The 25,335-nt window shown below is 63.1% G+C and carries 21 protein-coding genes and 3 pseudogenes; 7 read left to right on the forward strand and 17 right to left on the reverse strand.

From position 1 onward, the window contains the following. Positions 1-34: 34 nt before the first annotated feature. The 3 genes from ACQP2U_RS24420 to ACQP2U_RS24430 are packed head-to-tail and all read right to left on the reverse strand — an operon-like array spanning position 35 to position 2,198. Positions 35-370 carry a WXG100 family type VII secretion target gene (locus ACQP2U_RS24420; protein WP_433709616.1) on the reverse strand — a complete coding sequence of 112 codons (336 nt, stop codon included), beginning with the start codon at positions 368-370 and terminating at the stop codon, positions 35-37. 29 nt (positions 371-399) lie between these two features. Next, entirely contained in the window at positions 400-1,635 is a 1,236-nt protein-coding gene (locus ACQP2U_RS24425; RefSeq protein WP_433709617.1) for a hypothetical protein, read from the reverse strand. 56 nt (positions 1,636-1,691) lie between these two features. After that, entirely contained in the window at positions 1,692-2,198 is a 507-nt protein-coding gene (locus tag ACQP2U_RS24430) for a YbaB/EbfC family nucleoid-associated protein (protein ID WP_433709618.1), read from the reverse strand. A 612-nt stretch (positions 2,199-2,810) separates the two neighbouring features. Here ACQP2U_RS24430 and ACQP2U_RS24435 point away from each other — a divergent pair. Together ACQP2U_RS24435 and ACQP2U_RS24440 are read left to right on the forward strand one after the other, a co-directional pair. After that, positions 2,811-3,176, forward strand: coding sequence for a YciI family protein (locus tag ACQP2U_RS24435; RefSeq protein WP_433709619.1), 366 nt, complete (start codon positions 2,811-2,813; stop codon positions 3,174-3,176). Further along, positions 3,160-4,403 (forward strand): annotated as a pseudogene (locus ACQP2U_RS24440) (RNA polymerase sigma factor). Before ACQP2U_RS24435 ends, ACQP2U_RS24440 begins: the two are co-directional and overlap by 17 nt. 299 nt (positions 4,404-4,702) lie before the next feature. Here the strand turns inward: ACQP2U_RS24440 and ACQP2U_RS24445 are convergent. Continuing rightward, complete coding sequence (locus ACQP2U_RS24445; protein ID WP_433709620.1) at positions 4,703-5,536, reverse strand: dienelactone hydrolase family protein; 834 nt, start codon at positions 5,534-5,536, stop codon at positions 4,703-4,705. A 73-nt stretch (positions 5,537-5,609) separates the two neighbouring features. On the opposite strand from ACQP2U_RS24445, the gene ACQP2U_RS24450 reads away from it, so the two are divergent. Both ACQP2U_RS24450 and ACQP2U_RS24455 read left to right on the forward strand, forming a co-directional pair. Next, positions 5,610-6,671, forward strand: coding sequence for a GlxA family transcriptional regulator (locus tag ACQP2U_RS24450; RefSeq protein ID WP_433709621.1), 1,062 nt, complete (start codon positions 5,610-5,612; stop codon positions 6,669-6,671). 633 nt (positions 6,672-7,304) lie between these two features. Further along, complete coding sequence (locus ACQP2U_RS24455) at positions 7,305-7,511, forward strand: hypothetical protein (RefSeq protein WP_433709622.1); 207 nt, start codon at positions 7,305-7,307, stop codon at positions 7,509-7,511. 1,257 nt (positions 7,512-8,768) lie between these two features. On the opposite strand, the gene ACQP2U_RS24460 is transcribed toward ACQP2U_RS24455, so the two are convergent. The 3 genes and pseudogenes from ACQP2U_RS24460 to ACQP2U_RS24470 all read right to left on the reverse strand — a co-directional run bounded on the left by ACQP2U_RS24460 (position 8,769) and on the right by ACQP2U_RS24470 (position 11,301). Then, on the reverse strand, positions 8,769-8,975 hold the full coding sequence (locus ACQP2U_RS24460) for a hypothetical protein (RefSeq protein WP_433709623.1): 207 nt from the start codon (positions 8,973-8,975) through the stop codon (positions 8,769-8,771). A 992-nt stretch (positions 8,976-9,967) separates the two neighbouring features. After that, a pseudogene (locus tag ACQP2U_RS24465) lies at positions 9,968-10,905 on the reverse strand (IS3 family transposase); the annotation flags it as partial. A 48-nt stretch (positions 10,906-10,953) separates the two neighbouring features. Next, a complete protein-coding gene (locus ACQP2U_RS24470) occupies positions 10,954-11,301 on the reverse strand; it encodes a winged helix-turn-helix transcriptional regulator (protein WP_433709624.1) in 348 nt (115 codons plus the stop codon). Between the two features lie 356 nt (positions 11,302-11,657). Between ACQP2U_RS24470 and ACQP2U_RS24475 the strand changes: the two genes are divergently transcribed. Both ACQP2U_RS24475 and ACQP2U_RS24480 read left to right on the forward strand, forming a co-directional pair. Next, positions 11,658-13,043 carry an MFS transporter gene (locus ACQP2U_RS24475; RefSeq protein ID WP_433709625.1) on the forward strand — a complete coding sequence of 462 codons (1,386 nt, stop codon included), beginning with the start codon at positions 11,658-11,660 and terminating at the stop codon, positions 13,041-13,043. A 553-nt stretch (positions 13,044-13,596) separates the two neighbouring features. Then, entirely contained in the window at positions 13,597-13,929 is a 333-nt protein-coding gene (locus ACQP2U_RS24480) for a hypothetical protein (protein WP_433709626.1), read from the forward strand. A gap of 274 nt (positions 13,930-14,203) precedes the next feature. Here the strand turns inward: ACQP2U_RS24480 and ACQP2U_RS24485 are convergent, their stop codons facing one another. From ACQP2U_RS24485 to ACQP2U_RS24530, 10 genes and pseudogenes are all read right to left on the reverse strand, one after another. After that, positions 14,204-15,166 carry a sigma-70 family RNA polymerase sigma factor gene (locus ACQP2U_RS24485; RefSeq protein WP_433709627.1) on the reverse strand — a complete coding sequence of 321 codons (963 nt, stop codon included), beginning with the start codon at positions 15,164-15,166 and terminating at the stop codon, positions 14,204-14,206. Between the two features lie 148 nt (positions 15,167-15,314). Then, complete coding sequence (locus tag ACQP2U_RS24490; RefSeq protein ID WP_433709628.1) at positions 15,315-16,037, reverse strand: DUF899 domain-containing protein; 723 nt, start codon at positions 16,035-16,037, stop codon at positions 15,315-15,317. A 31-nt stretch (positions 16,038-16,068) separates the two neighbouring features. After that, entirely contained in the window at positions 16,069-16,776 is a 708-nt protein-coding gene (locus ACQP2U_RS24495; protein ID WP_433709629.1) for a hypothetical protein, read from the reverse strand. Between the two features lie 67 nt (positions 16,777-16,843). After that, positions 16,844-17,635 carry an SDR family NAD(P)-dependent oxidoreductase gene (locus tag ACQP2U_RS24500; protein WP_433709630.1) on the reverse strand — a complete coding sequence of 264 codons (792 nt, stop codon included), beginning with the start codon at positions 17,633-17,635 and terminating at the stop codon, positions 16,844-16,846. 20 nt (positions 17,636-17,655) lie between these two features. Continuing rightward, a complete protein-coding gene (locus ACQP2U_RS24505; RefSeq protein ID WP_433709631.1) occupies positions 17,656-18,414 on the reverse strand; it encodes an SDR family oxidoreductase in 759 nt (252 codons plus the stop codon). Between the two features lie 67 nt (positions 18,415-18,481). Then, on the reverse strand, positions 18,482-18,628 hold the full coding sequence (locus tag ACQP2U_RS24510; RefSeq protein ID WP_433709632.1) for a hypothetical protein: 147 nt from the start codon (positions 18,626-18,628) through the stop codon (positions 18,482-18,484). Positions 18,629-19,576: 948 nt separating this feature from the next. Further along, positions 19,577-20,192: pseudogene (locus ACQP2U_RS24515) on the reverse strand (IS30 family transposase); the annotation flags it as partial. A 496-nt stretch (positions 20,193-20,688) separates the two neighbouring features. Continuing rightward, positions 20,689-20,961: a hypothetical protein gene (locus ACQP2U_RS24520; RefSeq protein WP_433709633.1), complete on the reverse strand. Its 273-nt coding sequence runs from the start codon at positions 20,959-20,961 to the stop codon at positions 20,689-20,691. 334 nt (positions 20,962-21,295) lie between these two features. Next, a complete protein-coding gene (locus tag ACQP2U_RS24525) occupies positions 21,296-23,593 on the reverse strand; it encodes a hypothetical protein (RefSeq protein WP_433709634.1) in 2,298 nt (765 codons plus the stop codon). Positions 23,594-24,768: 1,175 nt separating this feature from the next. Next, a complete protein-coding gene (locus ACQP2U_RS24530; protein ID WP_433716572.1) occupies positions 24,769-25,044 on the reverse strand; it encodes a transposase in 276 nt (91 codons plus the stop codon). Here ACQP2U_RS24530 and ACQP2U_RS24535 point away from each other — a divergent pair. After that, complete coding sequence (locus ACQP2U_RS24535) at positions 24,946-25,197, forward strand: hypothetical protein (RefSeq protein ID WP_433716809.1); 252 nt, start codon at positions 24,946-24,948, stop codon at positions 25,195-25,197. The genes ACQP2U_RS24530 and ACQP2U_RS24535 overlap by 99 nt on opposite strands. Positions 25,198-25,335: the final 138 nt, after the last annotated feature.

Consider the following 25,335-nt stretch of genomic DNA (forward strand, 5'->3'; position numbering starts at 1 on the left):
GACGCCTCACCAGAACATCGCACAGCGCGAAACCTCAGGCCGTCAGATCGCCCGACGATTCCGCGAACGCCTGCGCCGACGAACCCTCCACGGCCTGGTGCGCCGACATCGCGTAGTTCAGGCGATCGGCAATCTCGCTCAAAGACTTCTCGAAATTCGCCAACAGGCTCATGTTCTGGTTCATCAGCTTGCCGTAGTTGTCCCCACAGCCCTTCCCGATATCGTCGGTGCCCCAACACGGCGACGCCTCGTATGACTCCTTCTCGCCTTCAAGTCCTTTCCCGAGGTCGCCGAGTTTGCCGGCCGACTCCTTCAGCCGATCCGCCACCTTGTTCGTTTCGTGGAAGTCGACACTGATCCAATCGGCCATATCACTCTCCTGACGATGCCCAACAACCATCACGCGGCAAGTCCCGCGAGAAAATATTCGTAATATGCCCCGTCCACATCGGAGTCCGACCGATCGGCAAGCAAATCCAGCAGAAGCCGATGCTCGACCCGGCCCCCGTCGGCCGCCGACAACAGCGCCTCCGCCGCCACCCTGACATGCCCGTCGCCGTCATGTGCCACCTGCTCCACAATCCGGTCGAGCACGGCCCCGGTCGTCCAGATGGCGGGCAACGCAGCCGCGACTTCACACGGCCGCGGCGAATCGCCCCGATACCAACCCGATTTGTCCCACCAGAAACAGAACGACAAAGTTCCCTGCTGTGCTCGAGCATTCAGTACCTGATCGGCCACCCACCACGGCGCGCCGCGATACAGCTGCGGCATAGCGGCGAGACCGCGGTAGGCAGCCGCCAACTCCAGGTCGTTGCCCAGCCCGCCCGACAACACAGCACTACCGTCCGGCAGCACGAACACAGTGCTGCCACTGCGCGATTCACCCTCGAACCAGCACATCGACGGCAGCATCCTCGGCCCGAACTGCGACCTCACCGCAGCCGCCACGGCCGCGAGTGTCGCCCACCGCGAACGCATCGAACGCAGCGGCGGAAGTTCGTCGGCAAGCTCGGCATGCATGTCTGCCACAGAACTCGGGGCGGCGACTAAACCGACACGCTTCGCTGGACGCTGCTGCCCACCATCATCGGCGATGTAGGCAGCCAACCACAGCGGCAGTCGATTGCGCGGAAACACCTCGATGTCAAGCAAGTACGACTCCGGCGACAACATCTGGTCGGCGGGGAACGGCTCATCGCCGTCATCGAAGTCGACAGTGATTTCGCCGTCGGCAGACAAGCCCAGAATCATCCGCCACCACGGCTCGCCCTCCAGCTCGGCTATCAACTCCCGCTGGCTCCGAGCCCAATCCACGATCTTCTCCTCCGGCGCGACCTCCAACACTCGGCCGTCCGAGCCGCTGTAGCGGACTCGGGCGATCCGGTCGGTAACCGTCAATGCGAACACAGCGTCCAGCCTGGTCCAGCCCGCCGGACCCACCTGCGCCAACTGCTGCCCGATTCGAAACACCAACTCCCGCGCCCGCGTCTCCGCACCGGCCTCGACCGGGGTGTTCGATGCCGCGACCGTCACCTCGCTGCCACGGAGTGTGAAGCCGACTTCCAAAGTTCCGACCACCTCATCTCGAGTGCCGGACGCTGGACTCGGCAAGCCGTCGAAGTTCGCTGCCACTTTCGCCTACCTTCCGACGTAGAGACCTCTTCAAGCGCGACAAGCTATTGCAATCTTCACCACACGTCGTCGTCTGATACTCGCGACGACGATTCCGGAGGCGGCAACAGCGACACTTCCGGCGCGGGTGGGACAAGTCTGGTGAAATCGGAGATGTCCGCACCCATTTCGTCGAACTCCGGGATCGTTCCGAAGCCCTGACCGGCGGCGGCCATGACGCTTTCCGACTGCGCCCGCACGTCGGCAGCTGCTCGCTGCGCCGCCTTGGTGACGGCAGCGGCGATTTCGTCGTAGGTGAGTTCATCGATGTCACCGGCGAACCGGGTCTCGATCACGATCCCATCGGCGTTGACCGTCACCGTCACCCGGCTACCCGCGTCAGAAGCCGACGCAGTCAGCTTGGCTCGCTCTTCCTGCGCCTCAGCGATGGACTCCATGCCCTTGTGCACAGCGTCCATCAACTCGTCCAGCCGGGCACGCCCAGCCGCGCCTTGGAACATGCCGGTTTCCACCTCCTGGACAGCGGCTTTCCGAGAATTTCCACGATTTCCGAAGCGTTTCATGCCTCGAGCACCAGGTCATCAGATCTTCCCAACCGCGGGAAAACCGTCCACAGACACAGCAAGTGACTGATGTGGCGCGAACGTTATGTCACAGCGCGGGTGAGGCGGGCGCGGTGGCGGTCGGCGAAATCGGCGGCAAGTCCTGCGACAGCCGCGAAAAGGAGCCGCCCGACGGTACCGTCGGGCGCGACGTAGAACAGCGCCGGGCAAGGACAACTTCGTTCGCATCGATAGGCGCCCACACCGTCCAGCCGACGTCGAGGCGCTCGGTGCACATCCCGTCGAGCGGATAGTTTGAGGCGTCCGGGCCCACGTGTGAAGTTGTCACAGATCAGCGTGCGAATCCGAGCCGAGCCGATTACGACCTCAAGGCCGGTGATCGAGATGTTCGACAACTATCGCCAGTAACGGCTGTGACCTCGGCCGGACATCATGCCGCAGCCAGGACAGCCGTGGCTCCTCCCGACCGACAGCACCTGGTTACGTGGATTCTGACCTACCAGGAGGACCGTTGGCTGGTCGAAGCCAATCACATTTGCCAGGCATGACCGATGATTTCGTGCGCCCGACCCGGTCTGCATAACAAAGGATCGGTCGACGTGAGGAGGATTGATGCCACGGTATTTGGTGTTGTTGTACTCGCCCGAGGGCGACGAGGCGACACAGCGGCAGCGCTGGGCGCAGCTGCCGCTGTGGCAGGAGCTTACCGATGGCCTGCGTGCTGTTGGTCTGCTGGATGCCAACGGCGCCTTGCACGGAACGGACACCGCGACAACCGTCCGGGTCCGGGACGATGAGATCGAGATGACCGACGGGCCGTTCGCCATCACCAAGGAGGTGCTCGTCGGCTTCTACGTGTTGAAATGCGACGACCTCGACGAGGTGCTGCGGCACGCCGCGCGGTTCCCAACCGCTCGGTATGGCTCGGTGGAAATTCGACCGATCATGGAGCCGACCGGCGATGATCCGCTTGGTTGAGGTGGCGGCGCAGGTCTTCCGCGAAGAGCGGGTGAACGTACTGGCGACGCTGATCAGACAGGCAGGCGACTTCCAGGTGGCCGAGGACGCGCTACAAGACGCGTTCGAGGCCGCCCTCGAGGCCTGGCCTCGGGACGGCATACCGCGGAATCCGGCTGCCTGGATCAACGTAACCGCCCGACGGCGGGCCATCGACCGGCTGCGCCGAAACCGCACGGTGGCCGACCGCGCGGCCCGGCTCGCCGAGCTCATCAGGCTCGACCAGCAGGAACATCCAGCTACAAGCGAGGCAAGCGTGATCATCGATGCCGGCTGCGGCTCATCTTCACCTGCTGCCACCCAGCCCTGGACCCATCGGCCCAGGTGGCCCTGACGCTGCGCACCCTGGGCGGGCTCACCACGGCCGAGATTGCTCGCGCGTTCCTGGTCGCCGAGCCGACGATGGGCAAGCGAATCAGCCGCGCCAAGAGCAAGATCACCAACGCACACATTCGGTACCAGGTACCCGCCGACGACGAACTGCCGGCAAGGCTGCGTGGCGTACTCCGCGTCGTTTACCTGATCTTCAACGAGGGATATTCCGCCAGTGCCGGGGATCAGCTGACCAGGAGCGAGTTGTGCGGCGAGGCTATCCGATTGGGACGGCTACTCGTCGACCTGATACCTGACGAAGCCGACGCGTGGGGACTGCTTGCACTGATGCTCCTCCATAACGCTCGTCGGGCCGCCCGTGCAGTTTCGGGCAGATACGTGGCGCTCGCTGACCAGGACCGCTCGCTGTGGGACTACGCGCAGATCGCAGACGGGCTGCGTGCCCTCGAGAAGGCAATGCGGTTCCGCAGGCCCGGCCAGTACCAGCTCCAAGCGGCGATCACCGCCTTGCACATCCAGGCCGCCGACCCGGACGCCACTGATTGGGAGCAGATCGCCGACCTGTACGCCGCACTTGGCCAGATCAGCCGGTCGGCAGTAGTCGCGGTCAACCACGCGGCGGCCGTCGGGTTTGCCGAAGGCCCCCGGGCCGGTCTTGACCTCCTTGGGCCACTACTGACCGACCCAGCGCTCCAGCGGTACCAGCCACTGCACGCCACCCACGCCGACCTGCTCAACCGGGCCGGCGACCAAGCAGCAGCGGCTGATGCGTATCGGCGGGCTATCTCACTTACTCAGAACGTCGTCGAGCAAACCGAACTAGAGCGACGGCTAACCGCCCTGACGACACTTTGAGGCAGAGCTATACGCTTCGCGCGGATTCGAGACACCTACAGTCGATCAGACACTCCGAGTCTTGCCCACCACACCACTCGATGGCCGCTGCGCAACGGTTGCTGAATCTTCGCGGACGCGTCTCTCGTCTACTACATCCGCTCACACACCCGCTGACGGTTCACCGAAATCTCCTGCTGCACATTGATTCTCGACGTCGAGAACGATGTATCTACATCAGCAGGTCCTCGATCGACTCAACACCACTCCCGCACGACTCACTCACATCCCAGCCGGCGCGTGCGGTTGAGCGTGAAGTCTCAGCTGCTCGCCGCGGCGAGCAGCTCGACGAGAAAGCCGATGATCTCATCGCGCGCCTCGCGGGTGGGCTCGCCTGCAGCGTCGATGAGGTGGGCGGTCACGATACTGTGGGGACAGTCCACAAACTGCTCGAAGAACGGCGGCGGGGACGGATTGGCGGCCCCGGCGGGCAGCACTCGTCCTTCGAAGCGGGAGCCGAGCGCCGCCTCGTAGGCCGCGAAGCGTTGCGCGGTGCAAAAGCGGTCGCCTTCGAATCGGTAGGCGCGCACGACGAGGTCGTCGCGTTCCATGCGTTGGCGCACGGTCGCCAGCTCCCCGGCCGAGATCTCCAGCGCGCCGGGATCGTTCAAGGGCAATGCGGGCTGACACAGCACGGGTGCCAGCACCGACGACTCGAGCATCATGGTCAGCGAGAAATTGCCGGTGAAGCACATGCCGACCGCCCCGACACCCGGACCACCGCATTCGTGGTGGGCGAGATTTGCCAGCGCACGCAGCCAGCGGGTGACCGGACTGGACCGGTTGGCCGCGAGTGCCCGGAATTCGGCGCTGACGCATGCGCGCTCGAATACCGAACGCCCTTCCGCGGCATCGGGGTAGGCCCCATCACGGCCAAACAGTGAAGGCATGTAGACCGTGAGGCCCGCGTCGCGCACCCAGCGTGCGAACCGGGCCACGTCCGTACTGATGCCGGGCATTTCCGCCATGACGATGACCGCCGGGCCGGTGCCGCTCACGTACACCGTGCGAGTGGCGCTGTCGAGAGTGATCGAGCGGGCGGTGAAGTCGTCGAGGGGGTCGTCGCGCGGATCTTCGGCGAAGGGTTGCTGCATAGTCGAAACTGTGCCGGAGGGCGTCCCACCTCACCATTGACCAGAACGCCACCCTTCGGTCTATTCTTGCCAAATGATTACGCATCTCGCACTGGACGGCGTGCTGGAAGGCGCACTGGGCGTCGGGCTCGACATCATCGATACCGCCGCTGGGCTGGCCGCTGCGGACGCCCACGCGCCCGTGCGCTCCGAGTTGCTCCTCGCACAACGTGTGGTATCGATGGACGGCGCGCACGTTCGGTCTGGCGGCGGACGATCGATTTCGGTCACGGCCGGGATCGCCGTGGACACAATGGAATTCGGCCCGGACGATGTGCTCGTAATGCCCGGGCCGTCCGCGGCCGACCGGCCGCGCATCGACCGCCTCCTGACTCAGCCCGACACCGCCCGAGCCGTCGAGTTGATCCGGCAGGCTGCCGCCGGGGGCGCGACGGTGGTCGCCTCTTGCTCGGCGACCTTCGTGCTCGCCGCATCGGGACTGCTGGCAGGGCGGGACGCGACCACCACATGGTGGCTGGCTCCGCTATTCGCACACCGCTTCCCGGACGTGACCGTGCGGGCCGACCGCATGGTCGTCGATAGCGGCATGGTGCTCACCGCCGGTGCGGCCTTCGCCCACGCCGACGTGATGCTGGCCGTGGTGGCCCGCCTCGGCGGCCCGGACCTGGCCCACCGCGTGGCTCGCTACCTCGTCCTGGACGCCCGCATGTCTCAGTCCCGCTATATGGTGCTCGAACACCTCCGCGCAACCGATCCCATTCTGCGCGCCGTCGAACACCATGTCACTGCGAACCTCGACCGCCAGGCAAGCCTGCGCGAATTGGCCACCGCTGCATCGGTTTCCCCACGCACGCTGGCCCGCCGAACCCGCGACTCCCTGGGCATGTCCCCCACCGAATTCGTCCACCGCCTCCGCGTCGCCCACGCTGCCGGCCTGCTGGCCACCACCCGCCGTCCCGTCGACGCGATAGCCGCCGCCGTCGGCTACGCCGACCCGGCCGCATTCCGCCGCGTCTACCGCAGACACACCGGTGAGACCCCGAGCACCACTCGCGCACGAGTCGAATTCGTCGGAGCAGGGCAGCCGTCAACACACCAGGAAAATAGGAAGGCCGGCCACAAGGCCGCGCCCTAGTTGGCGTCGTTGTCAGGCTCGCGCAACCACTTACCAGCACGAACACCACTGTGATGGCCATCGCCGCCCGCTGGTCGGAGTGGCGGCTGTACCCTGCGCTCCCAGGCGAGATCCGGCTGAGACGACACCCCCATGGGCACACGATGTTCGACGGCTCATTCGGGCATGGGCCGAACATCGTGCGGTGCAAACGTGGCGCAGGCCAGGCCCATCGACAGAAAGCGGCGGCCTGAGACTTCTGTGGTAGGAGTCTGGGCAGATCGCTTGCGGCGCTGCTGTTGCCTGAGTCGGCCCAGCCGATCGACGTCCCCGGCGTCGAGGTCCCCGCCCCCGGCGCCCGCTCCGTATTTCGCCGCCTACTACGTGCACCGCGCCGACGTCATCGCCCGCTGCGAGCCCACCACCGGCATCGAACCGCTCCCCCAGGTGACCGACGAAGTGATGACCCGAGAACCGTGTGCCAGCGGCTGGCGGGTCCTCTGGATCAGCAACAACGGGGCCTCACACCGCAACTGGCAGCAGCGGCACGTCTCAGCGACGCCTAGCCAACTCCCACATGGTGCACCTGCCGGCGCACGCATCGTGGCTGAATCAGGTAGCGGTCTACTTCTCGGTCGTGCAACGAAAGGCCTTGTGCCCCGACGACTTCGCCGACCTCGCGAGGTCGCCGCCCGGCTGCTCGCCTTCCAGGATCACTACAGCAACGCTGCCCGCCCATTCGACTGGACCTTCACCCGCGACGACCTCAACCAGCTACTGCACCGCCTCGGCTGCCGCGACCTGCACGCACCCCGACTGCTCGCGGCATACGCCCAACGAACTAACGGGCGCACCCAATAGCCGAGCGGCTGTGCGGAGTTTCGACGGGGCTCACCTACGAGCACGGTGAGACAGTCCTCGGCGAATCCGTTATTGCTGAGGCAATCTTCGACCGAACCGGAATAGTGGTCGGAGCTATTGGCGTGGTATCGCCGACTTCCAACTGGCCGGCCCGAGGCCATTATCGACTTGCCGGCGCCACCACACAAACCATCTCACTCGATTGAGTGCCAGTCTATGGCCGAGGTCGCTGACCTAATTCGGGACTGCCTATGAAATAGTGTATTTGTTCGCGAGGCCAGGCGGTAGCCGCTGCGGCGAGCCCACGACGGATGTCTTCGTCGACATAACCTTGGGTGCATTTTCGTGTACGTCTCGGGTTGTCTCGGTCAGATCGGAATTCTCGCTCATGGCGACATCGGCCTAAACGATGTTCTCGTGCATACCCGTCTCGAGGTCCACGCCGTTGTGAACCGCCAATCGGCCCCATTGCCGGGGCAGCGAGTGTGCCAAGCACACGCACCCTGAGACAGGCGGGCTCCGGAATAGATAAGCTGCAGCTCACAATCCGGTAGTCGCATATGATCAACAACTGATTTATTCTTGCCGTGCTTCGCACCGGTGTCCGGTCGACACTTAGGGTCATCGAGGATCGGTGGCGCTGTCTGTTAGATCGGACCTGTCGCGAGCGTGGCAATGCTGGGACGATTTCGCGGGGGCGCCCTGCGGTGTAACGACCGTGTCATGCGATACCCCTCTCGACTCCGCACCATCCCAGCGGCAATTGAAGGTGTCGTGCTCGTATTTCGCTCACCATTTCTGCGTAGCCTTCTCGGGCCTCGCCAAGGTGAAACCATGCCTGATGACACGTTTCGGCGTCCGAGCAGTGCAGCACTGTCCACCACGCCTCGGCGTAAGTCTTAGCGATATGGCTGATCACCTCGCCTAGCGAGTGAGTGTGTTTGCGAGCGTTTTTCGTGCGCGGCACGTATCGTGCGGCCCACGTATCGATCTCCTTTACAATTCGATCGATCCGCGTGCGGACTTTCTCGCAGACGAGGCCTTGTTGCTGCAGCTTCCGATCGAGCCGAAATGAAATCAATTCGGCGTGCAAATCGCTGAGGTCTCGGGCCCATACAACAAGGGGTTGGCTACTGGTATAACGACCTGATATGGCCTGGAGAAGATGTGCCGGCTCAAGCAATGACTCCGCCGCACTGGTTGATGACGGTTGGCTACCAGATCGGTTGATCGTTGAATAAGATCCGTGTAGATACATCACTTACTGCCTCTAGTGGTCGGGGCTGCGGCGGCCAGCAACAGATCCACGCGCGGCCTGGGCACGAGGCTGTCACCCGCGCACACTGAATCCAGGCCCAGCTCTTCGGCCCGACGTGACTGAACGACGAGCCGACCGAGCTCGTGGTCACCGAGAACGGCGTGGTCCCGGGTTGGCAGTAGGTCGCCGATCTTCAGCTTCGCCATGTCACCTCCTCGGTCGTGCGTATTTCCATAGTTTAGCTATTGGCTTCCTGTTTTTGAAGTGGCGAGTTCAGATTGAAGTTGCTTTGAGGGCGTTTACGGATGGCGACGGCGCTCTACACGGGCGGAGGCGCCTGGGGCCGGAGGCCGGAACAGCCACGGGCCGCCGACTGATAGGCGGCTGGATATGACGCTGCGTCAGCCAAAGGAACTGGGCGGTGAAGTCCCCACCTAGGGCGGCTGCGGATCAGGAAAAAATCGAGATGGGGGTGCGGTGCACCCAGGTACCATGCTCACCACCAGCACTAAGCACGCTGTCCGCCGGAAGCGAAATAGCTTGCGCCAGACAATGATCGCCAGGCCCGGATCCCTGGTGGCAACAGAATTCTGCCGCTGCATACGATGGCAAGTACCGACATCCACGATCCATCGATTCAGCTATCGTTCCGCGGCTTCGCCGAAGCAGTCCATGAGCCCCTTGAAAGTGCGGGCCACCGAGCCGCTGAGACCTCCTTTCTCGCGGACCCAGCCTCACTGAGGGTAGGAAAGCCGCCACAGTTAGACATCCGCCATACTGCGGAACCGGCAACGCGGTAGCAATCGGCGGAGCAGGTGAATGCCCCCTGTTTGCGCCAATGCCGCTAATTTGCGCGCCCGTGTTAGTGGATATAGGCGGTCTTGCAGTGACCAGCCGGATCAGGCCAGGGTTGCGACTCTCGCGTTCGGTGACCTCGTACTCGATCACCCGCACCGCGACTCCCTCGGGCATAGTGTCCGGGCCGCAGCCCGGTGACAGCGGACGCGCTGACATTCGATGTCGCTCAACAGCCGTTCACCGCGGATAAATGAATCATGCTGTGCTGGCTGGGGCGCCTGGCGTAGCGTCGATCATGTTCGGTCTGCTCGCCTTCAACGGCCTTGGGGGACACGCGGACTCCGGCTACGTTACAAATTGACGGGACCCCGTGATTCGGTCCACCGGGTGTGAGAGCCGGTTATCGGTGGATGCAGGTTGCAGCGTATCGGGCCGGGGTCTGGTAGCCCAGCGCGGAATGTCTGCGGTGGTGGTTGTATTCGTCCTTCCAGTCGCTGATTACGACCCTTGCCTGGGTGAGGGACCAGAAGCTGTTGATGTTGAGGCATTCATCGCGCAGGCGACCGTTGAATGATTCGATGTAGCCGTTGCGCCAGGGTTGGCCGGGCGGGATGAAAGCCAAACCGACGCGTTCACCCGCCCAGTCGGCCATCGCCTGGCAGGCCAGTTCGGGGCCGTTGTCGCAGCGCAGCGCGCCCGGGTAGCCGCGGTCGACGGCGATGCGGTCGAGTTCGTCGATGAGTCGGTCGGCGGTGATCGAGCGCTCGACCAGGCCGCCGAGGCATTCGCGGGTGTGCTCGTCGACGATCGAGACGATTTTGACCGGGCGGCCGTCGTCGGTGGCGTCGAATTGGAAATCGACTGCCCATACCCGATTCGGTGCGTTCGCGGTCACCGCCATGGCAGTGGAGGTGCCCAGGCGTTTTCGGCGGCGCCGCTGCGGCACTCGCAGGCCCTCGTCGCGCCAAAGGCGTTGGATCTTCTTGTGGTTGACCATCCAGCCCTCGCCGCGAGCGTCGTGATAGGCGCGGCGGAAACCCTGCCGCGGATGCGCTTTGGCCCAGTCGCGTAACCAATCACGCAGCGCTGCATCAGGATCGGTCGCAGTCTGGTCGGCCGATGGCCGACGTTGGGTACTTCGGTGTTGCCCGGTGACCCGGCAGGCGAACCGTTCGCTGAGGCCCAGCACGCGCATCAGGTGCGCCACGGCCGCCCGCCGGCGTTCCGGGTCTAGAAGTTTCCCTTGGCGATCTCCTTCAACGCTGCCTTCTCCAGCTCGGCTTCGGCGAGAAGCCTTTTCAAGGTGGAGTTTTCGCGTTCGAGGTCCTTCAACCGTTGTCGCCATCCGTTTCTGCGGACGGGCTCAACCCTGTCCATCTGCCGGCGCTAGTCACTCAGGAGGCTGCGCGTCCCCTGTAGATGCCGCATCCCCCACGTCGCCATGGCCCTCAAGACAGGGCCGAGTTCGCGCCCCTTGGGAGTCAACCGGTAGAAGTAGCGCGGCGGGTTCTGTTGATATGCCGATCGCTCGACGATCCCGGAGGATTCAAGGCGCCGCAGGCGATCAGCCAGTGTATTGGTCGGAATCACCTCGCCCGCCGACATGAAGTCACCGTATCGCAGGTCGCCCTGAAATAGCAGGTCGCGCACAATTAGCAGCGACCACCGGTCCCCGAGGATGTCCAGAGTCCCAGCGATCGCACAATTCGAGCGCCGCTCCCCCGCTTCGGCCATACTCCTTCTCCGATCAGAGTCACTTGCACTATTGAAGTTACCACGCCTAGAGTGACTTGTAATTTACAAGTGACTTCAGGAGAAGCTGTGGTGACGACCGCTCTCGAAGACCAGCCGGTTCCGGCGATAGCGATCAGCGCAGGGATAACTGTGGAAGGCGCACCGTTTGCGATGGGCCCATTTCACCCGCGACCGCCGACTCCCGCCCTCTCGCTCGAAATCGTCATGGGCACATCATCTTTGGCTGCTGTCTCGCTTGTTGCGACCTCACCGCACCGCCGCGGTCGGGCAAACAAGTTCGATTCGACACTGCCGTGTGCCCGTACACTGGCGGCCGCTCGACGGTGGGTGAACTGATGCCCACACAGACCGCCCAACGTTCCTTCGCCGTCTCGTTTGCGATCGTCGCGACCGCGGTGTTCTTGGCCCAGCTCGACCTCTTTATCGTCAATATCGCGTTCCCAGCGATACAGGCGGCATTCGCACCGGCAACTATCTCAGATGTGTCCTGGGTACTTAGCGCGTATGCGATTGTCTTCGCGGCACTATTAGTTCCCGCAGGCAAACTCGGAGACGTCCTTGGGCGGCGTGTCGTATTCGTCGGCGGGATTACCATTTTCGGTCTCGGCTCCGCGCTGTGTGCGGTCGCGCCATCCTTGCCCGTTCTCATCACTGCACGTGTCATCCAGGCGGTCGGCGCCGCCGCCGTGACTCCCACCTCGCTCGGACTGGTGCTTCCCCTCGTAAAACCCGAGCGACGGCCAGTCGTCATCGGGGGTTGGGCCGCGATCGGCGCGGTCGGTGCGGCGACCGGCCCCGTCATAGGCGGACTACTCACTGAAGTCAGTTGGCACTGGATCTTTCTCATCAATATCCCCGTTGCCCTGGTCGCGGCGATACTCGGTTCTCGCATGCTAACCGAATTTCGCGACCCCGAACGCCCGAAGATGCCCGACGCTCTCGGCACCATCCTCCTTACTGCCGCTGTCGCACTCGCGACTCTCGGGCTAGTGAAAGGACCGGAGTGGCAATGGAATTCGGCTGCGATCTCGATTTTAGCAATGAGTGCTGCGCTGTCAGTCGCGTTTGTGGTTCGCTCCCGTCAATACGCCGCGCCAGTTCTCGAGTTGTCCATTCTGCGAGTGCCAGCCTTCGCGCTCGCAACTCTCTCGGGAGCCCTATTCTTCGCGGCGTTCAGCGCCATGCTGATCAGCAATGTGATCTTCCTGACCGATGTGTGGCACTATTCGCCGATCACCGCCGGACTTGCCCTGACACCAGGTCCACTCGCTGCGGCTGTCTGTGCACCCGTGTCCGCCCGGCTGGTGCGTCGTTTCGGGCCTGGACTAGTAGGTGGAGCCGGGGCACTGATGTTCGGTGCGGGCGTACTGCTGTGGCTCGGTCTCGTTGGCCTACAGCCGAATTTTCTCGCCGGACTGTTGCCCGGCGCGCTGATAGGTGGAGCTGGAGTCGGATTGGTGCTGCCTGCCTTCACAGTCGCGGCAACCTCGACGCTGTCACCAGCGCGCCTGGCCACGGGCATCGGCGCGCAGACGATGTTCCGGCAGATCGGCGCCACCATCGGCGTCGCGGCTTTCGTCGCGATCCTCGGCACACCAGCACCAAATGAGGTCCTACATGCGTTCAACCTGACTCGTGTGTTCATGCTCGCGAGCGCCGTCGCGGCAGCCTGCGCCCTGCTTTTCATCTCTAGGCCAGCCAGTGTTCGGAGCAACCTGTAACCATGTCGACGGCACGACAAACTGGCGTGCCACCAACCAAGGAAAACGCGGTCCTGACCGATCGCACTCCGCGCCTGGTAATCGTCGGCCACAAGGAGCTGGTGACCCGCCTCCACGCCGGACGTTTCGAACTAGCGCCTCCTTGTGCACACCAAAATCCCGGGCCACTTGACTGATCGCGCCACGCCCCTCACCGATCTCACGCTCTAGCTCGGGAACCATCGCTACCCAAACCGTAGATCCTGATCAGTTCGGGAGGTATGAATCGCATGGCATGTCCGGAGACTTTGGAATCACCGGGCATTTACCTTCGGGTATCCGCGCGGGTGCAGGCCGCAGTGACCAGGATGGTCTGGCGCTCGCGAACGGCACATCGTCTCGGGCCCACAACGGGGCCCATCACGGAGGAACCCTATCGGCGAGGCGCTCAAGCGGCTTCGGGAATCAGACCGGAATATGTTCGTTCCGTTGCTGCACCATGAAAGTCGTAATGTGCGGTCGTGGGCGTGCGTCGTGGCCTTTGGGCACCGGGGCCGTGCCATACGTTCCCGTGGTGCTTCCACTGCTGGCCGACGAGGACCCGGATGTGCGCTACTCGGCCTGCGGGGTCTTTCGGCGACTGACCGAGGAGTCACTCTCACAGCTTCCCGCGCTGCTTCCACTGCTCGCTGATCCCGTGGGCTTCGTGCGTCGCGAGGCCAGCCATGTGATCAGCGGGATCGGCTCGCGCATGGTACCCGGGCTGCATGAGATGCGGCGCTCATCCAGGCAATACCGCTGGCACGCGCTCACCAGGCTGGCGGAGACCGTGGGCTGGACGGACTCTTTGACGACGAACTGGCCGAACTCCTCACGCACCGGCTCTCATGAGCGCGTCCGGCGGTGAGCTATTCTCGCCGATGTCGTCGCCTAGGGGGTAGCAGTGTCTGTTCCGGGCGGACGCCACAGAGATCTGCTGCAATACGGAACAGTTGAACGCGTTTCGATGGCCGATTGTCTTGCTCGTCGTGGTAATCGAGTGCACGACGGTAAATCTGCTGAATCATGCAGTCGGCGGCGTCGACTGAACCGAGCATGAGTTCGCAGAACAGCCGCAGCTGTGCGTGTAGCGCGGCGTCGTGCTGAGCGGTGTTTTCCTGTTCGGACATGCTCTTGCCTGGTCAGAGTCCGAACAGCGGAAACAGCCCGGAGCCGTGGAACGCGACGATCCTGCTGACCCCCTCGGCGGTGATTGTCAATACGTGCAGTGCGTGTGGGTGGTACGCACCATCGTGGCCGCGGGCGTACACCGCGAAGGCGGGCTGTCCATTGGCGGAGGTGGCGACCAATTCGGCTGGACCGATAATCCGCATCTGTCTGGCCAGGAAGGCGACGATCGTTTCGCGACCTTCGAACCAGGTCGCGATTGGCGGCATTTCCCATCGTGCGTCTTCGGTCAATACCGCGACGAGTTGATCGACGTCCGCGGTTTCGAAGGCACTGACGTATCGGTCGAGCAGTGCCCGCTGCCGTGGCTCGGCCGGTTCGGTCAGACCGTCCTCGCTGAGCGGAACCTGGTCTCGTGCTCGCTGCAGCGCGCTGTTGACCGCCGCTGTTGTCATCTCCAATAGTTCCGCGACCTCGGTGGTCCGCCACTGCAGCACGTCGCGCAGGATCAGCACGGCTCGTTGTCGCGGCGGTAGATGTTGGAGTGCCCCCATCAAGGCGAGCCGCATGGTCTGCCGTTGCACCACGACAGTTGCCGGGTCGGTCGGTGCGGCGGTGAACAGGAAGTCGGGTATCGGCTGGAGCCACAACACCTCCGGAGTTCGCTCGACTAGCCTGGCCCCCGGGTTTGTCTCGGGGTCGCCGAGATCGGCAGGCAGCGGCCTGCGTCTGCTTTTCTCCAACGCTTTGAAACACGCCCGGGTCGCGATGCGGTAGAGCCAAGTGCGCAACGACGATCGGCCCTCGAACCTGTCGTATGCCCGCCAAGCGTCGAGATAGACGTCCTGAACCACTTCTTCGGCCTCCTCGACCGAACCAAGCATGCGGTAGCAGTAGGCGAGCAGCTCGCGTCGGAACGGTTCGCTCAGCCGTCCGAAATCCTCTTTGCCGGTCTTGGTCTCAGTCACTGTGTGCATGATCCTCCGATCCTGTTGTGGCTGTCGTGATGTGGCCTCCGGAGGAGCCGATAGTCAAGGCTTTTCGTGGGTCCGGTCGGTCGTAGCGACGATCGCCGCGACGACGACCGGCACGTCGCCGGTGTGCCGGTCGTCGTCTGGTCGGTCGTCAGTGGTCGCATTTCGGCTCGACGGTGACGGGGTGGCTGGATGGCTCGGTCGGGCCGTATTCATCGTGTCGGTTCAGCCATGAGTATCGCGGCACTTGGGGGTATCCCTCTGGGGATTCCTCCCAGTCTTCTTGGCGTCCGAGTGCGGTGAAGTCGAGGGAATTCAAGGTCCCTCCCATCGGTTCGTGTTCGCGCTCGTTGATGAAGTAGGTGCGGTAGACACTGTCGCCGTCGCGGATGAAGGCGTTCGTGCCGTACCATTCGGCCACACCGAAGTCGGTGTCGAAGCTATCCGTGATCGTGTACCAGGGTATGGCCCAGCCCATGCGCGCTTTCACCCGTTCGATATCGGGTTGCGGCGCGCGTGAGGCGAAGGCCAGGGTGGTGTCGCGGGCGTTGAGATGCGCGAGATGGGCGACCTGGTCGGCCATCAGCGAGCAGCCGACGCAGGCGTGGTCGGGCCAGCCGGACACGCCAGGCTCGAAGAAGGCGCGGTAGAGCAGCAGCTGACGGCGGCCCTCGAAGAGGTCGGGCAGGCGGGCGGTTCCGTTCGGCCCGTCGAAGAGGTATTCCTGGTCCACCTTCAGCCACGGCATCCGCCTGCGGTCAGCGGCTAGGGCGTCCCGAGCGCGAGTCAGGTCTTTCTCCTTCGCCAACAGCTGCAAGCGGGCGGCCTCCCACTCCGCGGGCGTGACGGCTGGGGCTCGGTAGCTGTTGTTCATCGTGATGTCCTTGTGCAGAAAGGGATTCGGGTCAATGGACGGCTATTTCTGCCATGTCGATGGCGACCATGACGACCTTGTCGTCGGTGCCTGGGACGTAGGCCCGTCGCGTAGCTGGGATGATGATGCCGTCGATGTCGCGGTAGTCGGCGGCGTAAAGCTGTGACTCGGTGGCTCGGTCGACGATGTCGATGGTGAAGTCATGGCGACGCAGTAGCCCATCCGGGCCGAAGCAGAACACCTGGCTGCGGGTGTGGCTCTTGATGTGGTCGGGGAAGATCACCTCCAACCGCCGCCATGTTTCACCGTTGGCCTCGATGGGCGCGATCTCTTCGCAGACGAACCCCGGCCAGGTCAACAGGAAGGGCGTATTCAAATAAGTCCACAGTGCTTCCCCGGTGAAATACGCGAGATGTAGGTCGTCCCATGGCGTCTGGAACTGGTGGCCGTCGAACGACCGCTCCGGATCATCACGCGCGTCGACAACCGTGCCGTCGGGTTGCTGTAGGACAACCCGGTCGGGCTCGAAGACCGAACGTCGGTCTTGACCGACGAAGTCCATAGTCAGCCGCTCCCGTGTGGTGTCCACCTCGAAGCGAATGTTCGTTAGCGCGTCATCCTTGCCCTTGATCTGCCAGAAGGCCCCGGTGATGGCTGCCCCGACCCGGACCGCCCGGATCCGATTCCACCGGTCCAAGCCACCGTGCGCGGCGACCGCGGTCGCGAGTAGATCGTTCATTGCTTGCTCCTCTGTTTGGGGTGCCCCGACCGCCGGTGTGGTGTGCGGCGGCTGGGGCTTGTCGTGGTCAGTCGACGATGATTCCGCCGGTCAGATTGGCGACGGTTCCGGTCATCGCCGATGCCCGGTCGGAGGCGAGGAATACCGCCACCTCCGTGAGTTCAGCCAGCGTGGTTGGGCGTTTGCGGTGACTCATCGCACTCGCGACTTCAGTGAATTGGTCCTTCGTAATACCCAACGCATCGGCGTGTAGCCCATAGACGATGTCGATGACCGGCGTCTCCACCATGCCTGTGGTGCGCAGGCAGATCGCACGAACGCCGTGCTGTGCCCATTCCGCGGAGAGTGCGCGGTTGAGACCCTCCAGCGCCGCCCAGCCGACACTCATGCCGCCCACCAGGGGCAGGGGCAGTCGGGCCGGTTCGGGTGTGTGCATCATGATCACCCCCGAACGCCGTGGAATCATATGCCGCGCGGCGGATTTCGCAGTCACGAAATGAGCCTGGGCATAGGTTGCGATCGGCCGCATGAAATCATCGACCGGCAGTTCGGTGAGGGGGACTCCCTGCAGTCCCTGTGGTGAAATTCCGATCGCATTGAACGATACGTCGATGCCGCCGGCCTCGTCGACGACGACGTCGAGGTGTTCGACGACGGATTTCTCGTCCCGGGCGTCGACCACAGCGGTCTCGACGGCTCCGCCCGCGGCGGAGATCTCCTTTGCGACCGTGTTGAGGATGTCGAGATTTCGCCCGGTCAGGAAGACCCTTGCACCTTCGTGGGCGAATCCGCGGGCGACCGCGCTGCCGACCGCTCCGCCAGCGCCGTAAACGACTACGTTCTTGTTTTCCAGCAACATAACCTTCTCTTTCTGGTTATTCACGCCATTGCGTGAAGTCCGTGGCCGGTGAGCTCGTATACCCGGTGCTCGTCCCGGTTGCCTGTGTCCTGGCACAGCCGCGCGATCTCGGCGCCGACGGTGGCCGGCGTGAGCAGCGGTTCGAGTGCTGTCGCGAATGTGGCGATGTCGATTCCTTGGCGCTGGGCGTAGGCCGCGACACCGGCGGCGCCGAGTTCGGTGGCAGGCGTGAGTTGCGGCAGTACGGTGGCGAAGCGGATACCAAGGGCAGCGCGGCGGGATTCGTCCGCGGCGTATGAGGCGAGGAATCGGATCATCGCCTTCGCGCCCGCGTATCCGCCGCTCAGTGGTGAGCCGCGCAGCGCGGCGCCGCTGGACATCGCCACCACCAGGCTGTCGGGCGCCAGTGGCTGTCGCAGCGCCGCTCGGATCCAGTGGAAAGCATGTTGGGTGTCAACGTGCCAGTTGCGGCTGAACGATTCCCACGATTGTTCGTGCACGGTGCCAGTGACGGGCGTCGCGCCCGCGTTGAGCACGAGCAGTGTGGGTTGGTATTGCTCGATCAGGATGCGGGCGGTCTCCGCGTCGGCCGCGTCGGCAACCACCGGGATGAACGCCACACCCAATTCCCGGCGCAGGTCCGCCAACGCCTCGGCGGTGCGTGCGACGCCGACGACCCGGTGACCTCGGTCGATCAGCGCTGCGGCGATCCCCAATCCGAAACCGCGGCTGGCTCCGGTGACCACCGCCGTCGTCTGCGGCTGCTGCGATGAACTCATTATCATTCTCCTGTCCAAGGGTCGGGAGGGTCACGAGCGATTGGTACGCGCGGCTAACTGGCATTCGCTAAACTCGCGCGGACCTCGCCGCAGACTGCAGAGAACACGGCAGCACGCCCGTGTCCGCCGCGAACACCTGGTCGATCAATTCCCGATCACGCACGCCTGCCTCTTCGCCGCGTGCCTGTTCCGGGATAACGACCGCTCTGGTCATCGCGACCACCTCCTACTCATATAGAGGCGATCCCAGAGCGAAAGTCATCGGCACCCATCCGGCCGCATATCGGTTGTCGGGATAACGGCGGACCTTGATCTCGGTCCGATCAGCCGAACCTGATTGTTCGACAGGAAGGACCGACTGATGTCGGAGACACTCGACACCGTGACCGACGACGAGGTGGACACCAAGAAACTGGCCCGACAACTGCTGGCCCAAGCCAAAGCAAACAAACCATTGCTACGAATCGCTGGAGGTGGAAGAACGTCCGTCGACGCCGTACTTACCACACTCGTCGGTGGCGCAGGTCGTCGGCGGCCGGGATCAAGTTTGTTCAACCTCGCCAGAGTGCCGATCACCCGATCGGAACCGCGGCAATACGAACCCTGCCCTGGAGCCAGGCCAGCCACACCTGGCGGAAGATACCGCGGAGAGTCCGGTGCATGGAGACACTGCGCGCCGGGTGGCGCTGTGTTGTATCCCCAGTGCGAATAGTTCAGGCGAAGTCGAACAACGCGCGAAACCTGTCCATGTCGGCGGCGTCGTCGACTTGCCGATGCCCTAGCGCACAACGTCGTATCCGAATTGAACCAAATCCTCGGTGCCGGCATCACCGGCCCGGCAGTCCTTTCAGTGAAACTGATCGGGCATTTCAGCGGATGTTGTTCGGCCACTGTGTGTATGACGATCGGGGCCCATCCTGGTCAACTACCTTGAGGATTCTCAATGACACGCCGCGCTGATAGCGATCACAATGTCGTATCACTGCCTGCACCCCCCTCGGCGTTGACGCTGGATGATCTGCGAGCGGTGGCGACCGCGTTCGGGCTGCGTAGCGTTGCGGATCTCTTATCACGGGCCATCCCCGAGTCCCGCGCGGCCCGGGGATAAGGCCAACGAAGTCGGTCCGGCTGAACAACTCCCAGGCACGATACTTTCCTGGACTCAACCGGTCGTCGCAACACCGGCCTCTCGGAGGGATTGTTGATGATGGTCGAGTGCTTCAGCGCGTGTCTTCCAGCCGAGAGTCTTGCAGGTCTGGCATTCAGTGCCGTAACGACCAACCGTTCTCGCTCGCCATCCATCCGGACAGGCCTGAGCCCTTCTGAAAGTACTGGCGCAGAAGACCATTCGCGTTCTTGTTGGTTCCCCACTGCCAGGGCGAGTGCAGATGGGCGAAGTAGACGGCGATACCGGTGTCGACAGTAAAACGGACGTTCTCAGCGAGATCCTTGCCGGGGTCCCAGGTGAGCGAGCGACGCAGAATCGCAGGCAACGTGGCCATCTGTTCGGCCAGCCAATGCCTCGCGCATGGCCTCAGCGCCGTAGCCCGGCCAGCACGGGCCCACCCTGCGAGGCAGATGGACCAGCATCGTGAACCTTGTGCTGCGCTCGACGAGCGTGCCGACAGCCCAGCCGTCGGCTCCGATGATGAGGCCACCCTCCCAGTGGTCGGTACCGCGCGATCGGCAACCTCGGCGCGGCGCTCGCTGATCAGTGTCTGATAGATGACGTGCCCGACTGCGCGCTGGCGGGCACGCGCCCGCGGCACGCCGAAAGCGCTCCGCAGATCGACTCGACACCATAGACCTGGCGGTCCTCGTCGATCAACCCGACGATCGGTGGCTTCTCGGGGTCGAGCTCCGGGGCGAAAAAATCGAGGCCAGCTCCAGAATCTCGTTGGCCTGCTCGAGTTCTCGTTCTCCCTAGGCAGCCGCGCCAGTTCCTCACGCTCGGCAGCAGCAAAATCCGACCTGCACTTGCCGCCCGAGCGTGTTCTCTCGGCCAGGGCCTTTTCACCCACACCCGCAATGTCTTGTAGTGCACACCGCCCCTCGGGCCGACCGCCTTCGCCGCGGCATACGGGGACTCGTATTAATCGAGGTGCTCCGAGACCAGCCGAACGGCCTTCTCACGACCCTCGGGCGGGTAACGCTTCGACATGATGGGAACCATCGTCCTCTAGGTCAGCGGTCCCAACCCGACGGTTCACACCGCCGGGTTCGCCTTGCTTGCAGCGGGTCTCACGCCGGGGCCCTAATCACGGTCGCCATCTCCTACGGTATCGCGGCCGCCACAATAGTGCTGCTCGGCATTGGTATCGGGTTCGTGATGCCCTCCGCCACAGGCTGGCCATCGATCTCACCGCGGAGCACGCCGGCTCGGGATCGGCTCTGCTGCAAGCGCTTCGGCAGACAGGCGGCAGCATCGGCGTGGCCGTGCTCTCCACGCAGCACCGCGCCCGCCTGGGTGAGCTGAACCGCGAACCCATTTCCGATGGCATGCAGGCTGGTGTGGGAGTGGCCCTCAACCGCGGTGATCCGGCCCATAGAAACTCAGATGAGCGCATGGGCCGAGCTTGGCTTGCTCCTTGCAGCACGAATCTCACCACGGATCGTGTACAGCTCACACAGCACTCAGTCCGAGCGCTGCTGCGCAGTGGGCCACCCTCATGCAACCGCAACGCCGTTCATCGGTCACTTCGTCCAGCGACGAAGCCCGCCAACCACGCCTGTCCGGACACTGTGCCTGTTTGCAGCGGTCGACCCAGCCGCCGCATCGTCGCGGGTGTCGTCGGCGACGATGACGACGAGAAATCGCGAAATGGTCCCCACAACGCTAGTGGGTTGCGGGCGAGACATATCCGAAGCGGCGGAGCCGGAATTAGGGGTCCCACGGATCGAGCCCCGTGTCGGGTTCGAGGTGATCGAGGTTGGATATCCGTCGGGCGGAGTTCATCAGCTCAAGGCGGTAGCGCTCCAAGGGTAGTGTGCGGTTGGGATCGTTGAGTGCCTCCCAATATGCCGCCGCTGTAGCTTGATGGTCTGTTGCCAGCTTGTCACCGATAGCCCACCGAGTATCCCGGCTCGCGCTGTTCCATTCGTCCGGCAAAATCTGGCTACGCAGGGCGATCTCGGAATCCGACAATGCCAGCACTCTTGCCACAAAGGCATGGTCGACATCCGTCGAGCCAGCTGCCGGCGCATTCGTATGCCTGAGGAAGTTGTTTGCCGAAACGAGCGCCTGTGCAGCGAACACAGCATGGGCCGGGTCATCAACATGATTCTCGACCGCCCGCGCGGCGGCCAAAGCCTTCTGCAGCGGCACGAAGCCGTAAGGGTTGCGCGACATGCTGGCATTCTGGACAGCGATCGCACGTTGCCCATTGCTTACAGCAGCGTTAGTTGCCCCTAAGCTCAGCAATGTGCTGGCCACAAACGTATCAGGAACCCGGCTGTCACCGAGCCCATCGAGCGCGTTCTGGAGCCCCAGCTCATTGTGGATCCCTCCGGCTTTCTCTGCACGGGCCCACGCTTTCAGTCGCCAGTTCTCCCGGGCCATCGTCTGCCAGCGCTGAAAATCGAGCTGCATCGGAGCAACTTCGATATTTGTGCGATCGACACGTCGCCGACCCCGAGCCAACGGGTCCAACGGATTCTTGGTGCCGCCGGCGAGCCAACCGGTAATCGGGGAAGTATTGACCGCATTCAGCGCCGAAACTGCAAAGAGCAGTTTCGCGCCCGACTGTGACCGGACATTCGTATATCCCATTCCCAGCGCAGTGCCACCACCCGCACCGGAGCTGCGTCCACTATTTTGTATGGCAAGAGCGAACCGGTTGGTGACCCAATTCGAGCCCCGTGACAGACTGGCATTGAGATGTCGCAACTGTACAATGCCAACAAACTCCGCATTGGCACCGAGCACGAGCACAGTCATGACGTGACCCTGAGCTTGCTCGAAGAGCGCGCCGAGGAACTGTACATAAATTCCCAGGAAAATGATGAACAAGGTCATCCGCGCCGCCGCGATGAAAATATCAACAATATCGCGGAGTAGCGCAGTCTGTGTCGGACCGTAGATGAATCCGCCTGCGGCGAGCCCGAAAATGGCTCTGAATGAGTAGTAAATTGAGTCCAATGCAGCCCAGATTATCTTTAACCCCAGGTATTGCCCGAAGCACAGCAGAATGGCCGCGCAAACAAGTAACATCAGGCCCGATCCCACCTGTCCCAGACTCGGGTTGCGAGCTTTAGCGTAGGCCGTCGAATCACCGCACTGTCGGATGCCGTCCAAGACCTGGGACTCATGGCCCGACTCGATGCCAGCCGTCCACGCCGCTCGGCAGCGAGGCGACTCGTCGACGACGTGACCGAAGTTCCATACCTGCAACGGCTTCCGAGCGAAGTTATCCGCCAGTTCGCCCTGCAGCCCGATCACGAGTTGATCGGGCTGGGACGTCGATCCTCCAAAAAGGCCGACGGCGACCGAGATACCCAGGTCGCGGCCCCGCGCGAGCAAGCCGTGCGAAGACAACACGTCCTCCAGCGGGTCGGCCAGTGTAATTGGACCGAGAACCGCCACTATCAGCATAGTCACGACCTGCAGGGTTGCCTTGGCGTAGTAGCCACGCACGATAAACCACGCAACGAAGAACGCGCCGATGGACGCCGCAGTGATCAAGATAATAGGAGTCGCGATCTGACCAGTCAGACGGCGGGCAACAGCAGTCAGCGCCCGGCCGATCGGGTCCAGCCACTGGAAACTCACCGCATAACCGATCATCCATACAGCAGAGGTCACGATGACGAGGTAGCCGATGAATTCGAGACCCAATATCACCGATAGGATGGTCGCTACCGGATGCAGAACGCCACCGTGGTCGGTGGCGAAAGTGTAATCGGTTAGTGGGACACCCGCCGTGTCGTGGATGTTCATCCAGCTCAGTGCATCCAGCGAGGACTCGGTGGTGGTCGACCCGGTTTGGGCTCGCGCTATCGCGCCTAGAGCGCCGGGGACAATAGCGAGCACGCACAACGTGGCCAGAGTCCACACGATCCTGCGCCGCATCGGCGAAGCGTTCCACCAGCGCGCATACATGCGGACGAGAACACCGAGCCGCACCGAATCCTGGAGCAGCAATTTTCGATACATATGTTGAAGCGGCTGTACCACGATCACACGAGGGCGGAACCACCCATACGCAGACCGCGCTTTTCCGGTAACCGATCTTGATTGCCGGCTGAGTACCGTGGTTTCTCTAGACCATAGATTCGCAATCGAATTCCGAGCACGACGTACTCCGCTCGAACGTTCGACGAATAACAATAATTTCATGACCGGAGTCGGCCCCGTTGAAGATCGAAACAGACTTGCCTGCGGCGCCTCGCCATGTCCGCCACGAACGCGGACACCTCGACACTGCGGTCGTACCCGACGTTGATACATAGCATGCTGCCGCTCATCTCTCCGGTCCCGCTAGCGGCCCACGGGCTATCACCGCTGTCATCCGGCTCGGGCCAGCCGAGCATAAGCGCTGCAATAAAGGCCCTGGTTTTCGAGTGGGCGACTCCTGGTCTGCTCTCGGATAACGCTCGACGAGGTTGCAATAGATACCATCGGCTTCCCTGTCGTCACTCGGCTGTGCACCCTCCAAGACCGCCATGCCATAGCTCATCAGCGAATCATGCGTCCCGACATCCACATTCCACATTGCAAAAGGCGCTTTTTCGGTATGTTGGCGGATCTTTCAAACTGCATGACGTATCACCCTGAGACCAACAGAACGACTCGACTTCCGAGAACCTGATCGCCACCAGCTGGACAAGACCTTCAACGCGTGGCCCGGCGAGCGGAAGCACGACACACAGCACTGATCGCAGCTTCTCCATGAGTGAACCGAGAGCTGATGATCCAGGTTGCGTCCGGCAGACTGCCGATTCTGCTAACTGTCAAGCGACGGCCCATTCTGGTGATCTGCCCCGGCGTCGACACGCGCAGAGAGCTTTCGCATGGGTGGGCCGTTCGTCAGCAGCACCAGACCATGCGTGGCCCAGGCACAAATGCCTGGATCGTCTCGCGTTACGTCGAGCTCATACCAGCACGCACTCCAGATGTCGGAGAGATCTCGTCGAGATACTCCGCAATCGACACCACGTCGGTGGCGACAACACGGGCGTAGGTATCGATGAGGATGGGCGCGCGAGGCAGCACTCGCTGAACGCGGGGAGAAAACAGCGTCGCAATCGCCTCGAACGAAAGCTTCTATTCGTAGCCGAAGCCTTCACCGACCTCAGCTTGACTCTGTCGGTGATCTTGTGAATTGCAAGATTAGCTGCTGACTGCCCGCCAGAACCTCAGTCTGGGAATTCCGTTCTGGTCCAGGAATTTTGGAAGGACGTTGGCAGGCGGGATGGGGATGGTTCGTCTGGTGGCGGTCCTGCGCTGAGGCGTTCGATGTTCACGGCGACGGCAGTGAACACGTGCTGTAAGTGGGCTTTGGTCTGGCCGCGATACCGGCATCGTCTCGCGCCATGCCCGTGAGCGAATTCGCAGATGGTGCCCTCGATGCCGGAACGGACCACGTACCGTGTGCGCCAGGCCGGGCTCTGCTGCTCGGTGCGGGCCCGCACCTGCAGGTCGAGGAGTTCTTGCGGAGGAAATCCACGTGGCGGGCGCTTTCGCGGGAGGTAGTGCACTTGCTGCGGACCGGGCATGGCTGGCACTGGGCTTTGGTGAATCGTGCCACGACCAGCGGGGCCGCGGTGGGCGATGACGTCGGGTAGGGGCCGTGCCATCCCTTGCTGACCTGGCCTTGGGGACAGGTCACCTGTCGGCGGTCGAAGTCGATGTGGAAGTCGTCTCTGCCGAAGCCCTGCTTCTCGGGGGCCTTGCGGGTGGGTGGAGTCGGTGCGCTGAGTGGT

The sequence above is a fragment of the Nocardia sp. CA-084685 genome (assembly GCF_050955785.1).
Lineage (GTDB): Bacteria > Actinomycetota > Actinomycetes > Mycobacteriales > Mycobacteriaceae > Nocardia.

Bases quoted from the DNA above. Each gene is read 5' to 3' on its own strand.
- ACQP2U_RS24420 (WP_433709616.1), bottom strand. From the start codon at position 370: ATGGCCGATTGGATCAGTGTCGACTTCCACGAAACGAACAAGGTGGCG.
- ACQP2U_RS24430 (WP_433709618.1), bottom strand. From the start codon at position 2,198: ATGAAACGCTTCGGAAATCGTGGAAATTCTCGGAAAGCCGCTGTCCAG.
- ACQP2U_RS24435 (WP_433709619.1), top strand. From the start codon at position 2,811: ATGCCACGGTATTTGGTGTTGTTGTACTCGCCCGAGGGCGACGAGGCG.
- ACQP2U_RS24445 (WP_433709620.1), bottom strand. From the start codon at position 5,536: ATGCAGCAACCCTTCGCCGAAGATCCGCGCGACGACCCCCTCGACGAC.
- ACQP2U_RS24450 (WP_433709621.1), top strand. From the start codon at position 5,610: ATGATTACGCATCTCGCACTGGACGGCGTGCTGGAAGGCGCACTGGGC.
- ACQP2U_RS24460 (WP_433709623.1), bottom strand. From the start codon at position 8,975: ATGGCGAAGCTGAAGATCGGCGACCTACTGCCAACCCGGGACCACGCC.
- ACQP2U_RS24470 (WP_433709624.1), bottom strand. From the start codon at position 11,301: ATGGCCGAAGCGGGGGAGCGGCGCTCGAATTGTGCGATCGCTGGGACT.
- ACQP2U_RS24475 (WP_433709625.1), top strand. From the start codon at position 11,658: ATGCCCACACAGACCGCCCAACGTTCCTTCGCCGTCTCGTTTGCGATC.
- ACQP2U_RS24485 (WP_433709627.1), bottom strand. From the start codon at position 15,166: ATGCACACAGTGACTGAGACCAAGACCGGCAAAGAGGATTTCGGACGG.
- ACQP2U_RS24490 (WP_433709628.1), bottom strand. From the start codon at position 16,037: ATGAACAACAGCTACCGAGCCCCAGCCGTCACGCCCGCGGAGTGGGAG.
- ACQP2U_RS24495 (WP_433709629.1), bottom strand. From the start codon at position 16,776: ATGAACGATCTACTCGCGACCGCGGTCGCCGCGCACGGTGGCTTGGAC.
- ACQP2U_RS24500 (WP_433709630.1), bottom strand. From the start codon at position 17,635: ATGTTGCTGGAAAACAAGAACGTAGTCGTTTACGGCGCTGGCGGAGCG.
- ACQP2U_RS24505 (WP_433709631.1), bottom strand. From the start codon at position 18,414: ATGAGTTCATCGCAGCAGCCGCAGACGACGGCGGTGGTCACCGGAGCC.
- ACQP2U_RS24510 (WP_433709632.1), bottom strand. From the start codon at position 18,628: ATGACCAGAGCGGTCGTTATCCCGGAACAGGCACGCGGCGAAGAGGCA.
- ACQP2U_RS24520 (WP_433709633.1), bottom strand. From the start codon at position 20,961: ATGGGCCGGATCACCGCGGTTGAGGGCCACTCCCACACCAGCCTGCAT.
- ACQP2U_RS24535 (WP_433716809.1), top strand. From the start codon at position 24,946: ATGCCCGTGAGCGAATTCGCAGATGGTGCCCTCGATGCCGGAACGGAC.